This window comes from Curtobacterium sp. A7_M15 (genome assembly GCF_030705415.1).
In the GTDB taxonomy this organism is placed as follows: domain Bacteria; phylum Actinomycetota; class Actinomycetes; order Actinomycetales; family Microbacteriaceae; genus Curtobacterium.
On sequence record NZ_JAUZED010000155.1, the window covers coordinates 1 to 6,475 of the forward strand.

Here is a 6,475-nt window from a genome sequence, read left to right on the forward strand (position 1 = left end):
GGGACCGCAGGGACGGCCCGGGCAGCCCGGGCAGCCCGGGCAGCCTGGTCAGGGCTGGCAACCGGGGCAGCCGGGTCCGCAGGGGGCCCAGGTGCCGCCGTTCGCGCCGCCGCAGGCCCCGTCGGACCCGTGGGGTGGGCCAGCGCCACGCTGAGTCCTCAGCGCCCGCGTGTGGGGCTTGGGCGGTCGCGTGCGTGTGGTGATCTGCGCGTGCGTTGACGGCGTGCGCCCGCGAGGACCGCGTGCGTTGACGGCGTTCTCCCGCGAGGACGTCGTGCGACATCGTCGATGTCGTGCGACGTCGACCGTGTCGCAGTGTGCGTGCGCGGTCAGTTGCGGACGCGGTGGTGCGACATCGCCGATGTCGTGCGACGTCGACGATGTCGTTCGGGGTCGGCCCACGCGCACCGGCACCGGCACCGGCACGGCGCCCGCCGCCCCTCAGAACGTGTGCTTGTCCCGCTGCGCGACCCGCAGCCCGCTGCCGATCAGCCGCAGCACGAGCTCGCGCCCGGTGACCGCCGTGGCCCCGGCGGCGACGAGCTCGTCGTAGCGCGACAGCGGCACGTCGTAGTGGTCGTGATCGAAGGCACGGCGCGGGATGCCGACGCGTCCGGCGAACTCGTGCAGCTCGTCGTAGGATGTGTCACTGACGAGGTGCGACCACAGAGTGTCGTGTGCGGGCCACGTCGGCGGGTCGATCATCACGGTCACACGGCAATCGTACGTGTGTCGCCGTTTGACCGGACCTGGGGGCATCGAGTATTCTCGATCCCTGGTGTCAGCGGGCCGTTCTGCCTGCGTCGCCGATCGGGCCCGGACCTCCGGGAACCGCTCGTGCAGAAGTGGGCACCCGAGACTTCCCTCAAGCAGAGTTACGTAAGGATTTCCACGTGGTTTACGCAGTAGTGCGCGCCGGCGGCCGTCAGGAGAAGGTCGAGGTCGGGACGATCATCACGATCGACCGTGCCAAGGCTGACGACAAGGGCAACATCGACCTCGCTCCGGTGCTCCTCGTGGACGGTGACAAGATCACGTCGGCCGCTTCCGAGCTCGCCAACGTGACGGTCACCGCCGAGGTGCTGAACGACCTTCGCGGTCCGAAGGTCGTCATCCAGAAGTTCAAGAACAAGACCGGGTACAAGAAGCGCCAGGGTTTCCGCGCTGAACTGACCCGCGTCAAGATCACCTCGATCGCGTAAGGCAGGAGTAGAAGATGGCACACAAGAAGGGTGCGAGCTCCACTCGCAACGGCCGTGACTCGAACGCACAGCGCCTCGGCGTGAAGCGCTTCGGCGGCGAGGTCGTCAACGCTGGCGAGATCATCATCCGCCAGCGCGGCACCCACTTCCACCCGGGCGCCAACGTCGGCCGCGGTGGCGACGACACGCTGTTCGCCCTCTCGGCCGGTGCGGTCGAGTTCGGCACCAAGGGCGGCCGCAAGGTCGTCAACATCGTCAACGCGTAAGCAGTTCGACGATCTGACTCTGCGGGAGGGGCGGGCCACGTGCCCGCCCCTCCCGTTCTCTTTTCTGCAACACCAAGGAGTGGACCCATGGCGACGTTCGTCGACCGCGTGACCCTGCACCTCACCGCGGGGAACGGCGGCAACGGCTGCGTGTCGGTCCGCCGTGAGAAGTTCAAGCCGCTCGCCGGCCCGGACGGGGGCAACGGCGGTGACGGTGGCGACATCGTCCTCGTCGCCGACCCCCAGGTGACGACCCTGCTCGGGTACCACCGTTCACCGCACCGTTCGTCCAAGAACGGGCAGCCCGGGATGGGCGACATGCGGAGCGGCGTCAGCGGTGAGACCCTCGAGCTCCCGCTGCCCATCGGCACCGTCGTGTACGACGACCGGGGCGAGGTCATCGCCGACCTCACCGAGCCGGGCATGCGCGTCGTCATCGCTCCCGGCGGGCAGGGCGGTCTCGGCAACGCCGCGCTCTCCACCACGAAGCGCAAGGCCCCCGGTTTCGCGCTCCTCGGCACCGAGGGCTGGGCGGGCGACGTCAGCCTCGAGCTGAAGACCATCGCCGACGTCGCCCTCGTCGGGTTCCCGAGCGCCGGCAAGTCCTCGCTCATCGCCGCGATCTCCGCCGCGAAGCCGAAGATCGCCGACTACCCGTTCACGACCCTCACGCCGAACCTTGGTGTCGTCGAGTCCGGCTCCACCCGCTTCACCGTCGCCGACGTCCCCGGCCTCATCGAGGGCGCGTCCGAGGGCAAGGGACTCGGCCTCGAGTTCCTCCGTCACGTCGAGCGGTGCGAGGCCCTGCTGCACGTCATCGACTGCGCAACGCTCGACCCGGGTCGCGACCCGATCAGCGACCTCGACGTCATCCTCGGTGAGCTCGAGCGCTACCCGGTGCCCGAGGGCCAGGTGCCGCTGCTCGAGCGCCCGCAGATGATCGCGCTCAACAAGGTCGACGTGCCCGAGGCCGCCGAGCTCGCCGAGTTCGTCCGCGAGGAGCTCGAGGGCCGCGGCTACCGCGTCTTCCCGATCTCGACCGCATCCCGCAAGGGTCTGCGCGAGCTGACGTTCGCGCTGGCCGACGTCGTGGAGCAGGCCCGCGCCTCCCGTGCCGCCGAGCCGGTGGCCGAGCGCATCGTCCTGCGGCCGAAGGCCGTCGACGAGACGCCGTTCACGATTCGTGCGGAGGGCGGTGAGGAGCACCGCTTCTACCGCATCCGCGGCGCGAAGCCCGAGCGCTGGGTCCAGCAGACCGACTTCACCAACGAAGAGGCGATCGGCTACCTGGCCGACCGGCTCGCGAAGCTCGGCGTCGAGGACGGCCTGTTCAAGGCCGGGGCCGTCGCCGGCTCCACCGTCGTCATCGGCGGCGACGGCGGCACGGTCTTCGACTGGGAGCCGACGCTCACCTCGACCGCGGAGCTCATCACGAGTGCGCGCGGCACCGACTCGCGGATCGGGGCGACCTCGCGTCCGACCCGCAACGAGCGGCGCGAGGAGTACTTCGAGCGCATGGACGCCAAGGCTGCCGCGCGTGCGGAGCTCGAGCAGGAGCGCGTCGCCGGGCTGTGGGCCGACGACGATGCCGACGACATCGCCGACGACGACCGGGACGACAGGGACTGACCACGGCATGACCGACACGACCGCACGCACCGACCTCGGACCCGTCACCCGGCGCGAGGACATCCCGCGTGCCAGGCGGATCGTGGTCAAGGTCGGGTCGTCCTCGGTGAGTGGTGACAACACCGGGCAGATCGCCCGGCTCGTGGACGCCATCGCGGCGGCGCACGCCCGGGGGACCGAGGTCGTCCTCGTGTCCTCCGGCGCCATCGCCACCGGCTTCCCGTTCCTCGGGCTCGAGGGCCGCCCCGACGACCTCGCGACCCAGCAGGCCGCAGCGGCGACCGGCCAGAACGTCCTGATGTTCCGGTACCAGAAGGAACTCGATCGGCACGCGGTCGTCGCGGCACAGATCCTCCTGACGGCGGGGGACCTGCAGAACCCCACGCACCGGGTCAACGCGCAGCGGGCCGTCGACCGGCTCCTCGCGCTGCGCGTGCTGCCGATCGTGAACGAGAACGACACCGTGGCCACGCACGAGATCCGCTTCGGCGACAACGACCGGCTCGCGGCCCTCGTGGCCCGGCTGCTCGGGGCCGATGCGCTCGTGCTGCTGTCCGACGTGGAGTCGCTCTACACGCGGCCCCCGGAGCAGCCCGGCGCCGAACCGATCACGCACGTGCCGTTCGGTGACGAGCTCGCCGGGGTCACGTTCGGGTCGATCGGCGCCGCGGGCGTGGGGACCGGGGGAGCGGGGACCAAGGTCGCGGCCGCTCGGCTCGCAGCCGAGGCCGGTACGTCGGTGCTCGTGACGGCGACGGCACTCGTGGAGCGGGCGCTGGCGGGGGAGCAGGTCGGGACCTGGTTCGAAGCGGCCGGGCGGGGCTGACGGGGCTCGGTTCGAACCGGTCGGTTCGGTCGGTTCGGTCCGGTCGGCTCGGGAGGCGCGGTGCGGCGCCGCCGCGCAGCTCACGTCCGCCGAGGGGTCACGATCTACCGAGCTCGTCGTTTGCCAGCGGCGCTTTCCGCGACCTCGGCGGGACGCCTGCGGCCTGTCGTCCCCGGTCACGCGAGGTCGGACCGAGCGGTGCGTGCGCTGCGGGCGCATGTTGACTCCTCCACAGGAGCCGCGCCTCCAGGGCTCTCCACAAGCAGACCGGACGGCCGTCATGCGGCAGACCCCCGCGCCTAGAATCGAGCCATGTCGCTGACCGCATCCGCCCCGACCCTGACCGACAAGCTCGTCGCCGCGCGCGACGCGGCGTCGGTCCTCGCCACGGCCACGACCGCGGTGAAGGACGCGGCGCTCCTCGCGATCGCCGCGGGTGTGCGACAGGCGACGGACGAGATCGTCGCGGCGAACCACGAAGACCTGCTCGCGGGTGAGGACAGCGGGCTCTCGTCAGGGCTGCTCGACCGACTGCGGCTCGATCCGGTCCGCATCGACGCCCTGGCCGCCGCTGTCGAGCACGTCGTCGGTCTCACCGACCCGGTCGGGCAGCACGTCCGTGGCTCGCGGTTGCCGAACGGGCTGCAGCTCTCGCAGGTGCGGGTGCCGTTCGGCGTCGTCGGTGCGATCTACGAAGCACGGCCGAACGTGACGGTGGACATCGCCAGCCTCGCGCTGAAGAGCGGCAACGCGGTGGTGCTCCGGGGCGGCTCGGCCGCGCAGCGGACCAACGCGGTGCTCGTCGCCCGGATCCAGGACGCCGTCGCCTCGGCCGGGTTGCCGCCCGAACTCGTGCAGACGATCGACGAGTTCGGGCGTGCCGGCGCGACCGACCTGATGCGGGCACGCGGGCTCGTCGACGTGCTCATCCCGCGGGGCAGTGCGTCGCTGATCCAGACGGTCGTGACCGAGTCGCTCGTGCCCGTGATCGAGACCGGAGCCGGGGTGGTGCACGTCTTCCTCGACGAGTCGGCTCCGCTGGACCGGTCGATCGACATCGTGCTGAACAGCAAGGTGCAGCGGCCGAGCGTGTGCAACGCGCTCGAGACACTCCTCGTGCACGAGCGTGCGGCCGATCGCCTCCTGCCCGTGCTGGCCGACCGGCTGCGTGCCGCAGGGGTGACCCTCCGCGGTGACGACGCCACGCGGGTGCTCGTGCCCGGTGTCCTCCGCGCGACGGACGACGACTGGGGGACCGAGTCGATGGACCTCGACCTCTCCATCCGGGTGGTGCCCGACGTCGATGCCGCGATGGCACACATCGCACGGTGGTCGACGCACCACACCGAGTCGATCGTCACGAACGACATCGACACGGCGGAGCGCTTCCTGGCCGAGGTGGACTCGGCCGTCGTGATGGCGAACGCCTCGACGCGGTTCACCGACGGCGGGGAGTTCGGGTTCGGTGCCGAGGTGGGCATCTCCACGCAGAAACTGCACGCTCGCGGGCCGATGGGGCTGCCCGAACTGACGAGCACCAAGTGGATCGTGCGCGGGCAGGGACAGATCCGCGGCTAGACTGAACGGCGACTTCCCCCGACCGAACGGAGCATCGGATCCATGACCTTCCTCGCAGAAGCCGCTGAGCACGCCTCGGGGGTCCCCGCGTACGTGTTCCCGCTCGTCGGTGCCCTCTTCTTCGCGTTCCTCGGGTTCGTGACCTGGAGCTTCCGCGACGTCGCCTACCGCCACTCGCACAAGTTCGAGGCGACCCGCACCCACGAGACGGGTGTCGACGAGTTCGGTCGCACCGAGCACTGACCCGCGACCGGCATGCTCGAGAGCACGGGGCGGCCTCGCATCGGCGTGATGGGTGGCACGTTCGACCCGATCCACAACGGCCACCTCGTGGCAGCGTCCGAGGTGGCGCGCGCGTTCGACCTCGACGAAGTCGTCTTCGTCCCCACCGGACAGCCGTACATGAAGTCCGACGTGACCGACGCCGAACACCGCTACCTCATGACCGTGGTCGCCACCGCGTCGAACCCGATGTTCACCGTGAGTCGCGTCGACATCGACCGCCCGGGCCCGACCTACACGGTCGACACGCTGAAGGACCTGCACGAGCAGCGACCCGATGCGCAGCTGGTCTTCATCTCGGGCGCAGACGCCGTCCAGCAGATTGTCGACTGGAAAGACCATGATGGCCTGTGGGACCTCGCGCACTTCGTCGCCGTGACACGTCCGGGACACGCCTTGAGCATCACGGGTCTGCCCGAACGAGACGTAAGCTTGCTCGAAGTTCCCGCGCTGGCAATATCGTCGACCGACTGCCGCGACCGGGTGAGACGTGGTTTCCCCGTGTGGTACTTGGTCCCCGACGGTGTCGTCCAGTACATCTCCAAGCACCATCTGTATCGGAGCGTTGCATGAGTTCGTCCGACGCGCAGCCGCCCCTGTCGCGGCGCCAGGCGCGCGAGCGGGAGCGTGCCGCCGCGGGCGGTGCGCAGCCCGTGACGCCGCCCCCGACCGTCGCCTCCGCGGCCGACCAG

The 6,475-nt window shown here is 70.4% G+C and carries 8 protein-coding genes; 7 read left to right on the top strand and 1 reads right to left on the bottom strand.

What is annotated here, in order from left to right:
* Positions 1-441 precede the first annotated feature (441 nt).
* Positions 442-705, bottom strand: a complete 264-nt coding sequence (locus Q7F20_RS17325; RefSeq protein ID WP_305741317.1) for a DUF4031 domain-containing protein — start codon at positions 703-705, stop codon at positions 442-444.
* Between the two features lie 188 nt (positions 706-893).
* Between Q7F20_RS17325 and rplU the strand changes: the two genes are divergently transcribed.
* The 7 genes from rplU to nadD all read left to right on the top strand — a co-directional run bounded on the left by rplU (position 894) and on the right by nadD (position 6,356).
* Positions 894-1,202: a 50S ribosomal protein L21 gene (gene rplU / locus Q7F20_RS17330; protein WP_305741310.1), complete on the top strand. Its 309-nt coding sequence runs from the start codon at positions 894-896 to the stop codon at positions 1,200-1,202.
* A gap of 14 nt (positions 1,203-1,216) precedes the next feature.
* Complete coding sequence (gene rpmA, locus Q7F20_RS17335; protein ID WP_305741311.1) at positions 1,217-1,468, top strand: 50S ribosomal protein L27; 252 nt, start codon at positions 1,217-1,219, stop codon at positions 1,466-1,468.
* An 87-nt stretch (positions 1,469-1,555) separates the two neighbouring features.
* The gene (gene obgE / locus Q7F20_RS17340; RefSeq protein ID WP_305741312.1) at positions 1,556-3,097 is read left to right on the top strand and encodes a GTPase ObgE; all 1,542 of its coding nucleotides are present in this window, start codon (positions 1,556-1,558) and stop codon (positions 3,095-3,097) included.
* A gap of 7 nt (positions 3,098-3,104) precedes the next feature.
* Positions 3,105-3,923 carry a glutamate 5-kinase gene (gene proB / locus Q7F20_RS17345; RefSeq protein WP_305741313.1) on the top strand — a complete coding sequence of 273 codons (819 nt, stop codon included), beginning with the start codon at positions 3,105-3,107 and terminating at the stop codon, positions 3,921-3,923.
* A 312-nt stretch (positions 3,924-4,235) separates the two neighbouring features.
* The gene (locus tag Q7F20_RS17350) at positions 4,236-5,501 is read left to right on the top strand and encodes a glutamate-5-semialdehyde dehydrogenase (RefSeq protein ID WP_305741314.1); all 1,266 of its coding nucleotides are present in this window, start codon (positions 4,236-4,238) and stop codon (positions 5,499-5,501) included.
* A gap of 42 nt (positions 5,502-5,543) precedes the next feature.
* Positions 5,544-5,744: a hypothetical protein gene (locus Q7F20_RS17355; RefSeq protein WP_305741315.1), complete on the top strand. Its 201-nt coding sequence runs from the start codon at positions 5,544-5,546 to the stop codon at positions 5,742-5,744.
* 12 nt (positions 5,745-5,756) lie between these two features.
* Positions 5,757-6,356 (top strand): nicotinate-nucleotide adenylyltransferase, encoded by a 600-nt coding sequence (gene nadD, locus Q7F20_RS17360; protein WP_305741316.1) that lies wholly within the window; start codon positions 5,757-5,759, stop codon positions 6,354-6,356.
* The last annotated feature ends 119 nt before the right edge of the window (positions 6,357-6,475 follow it).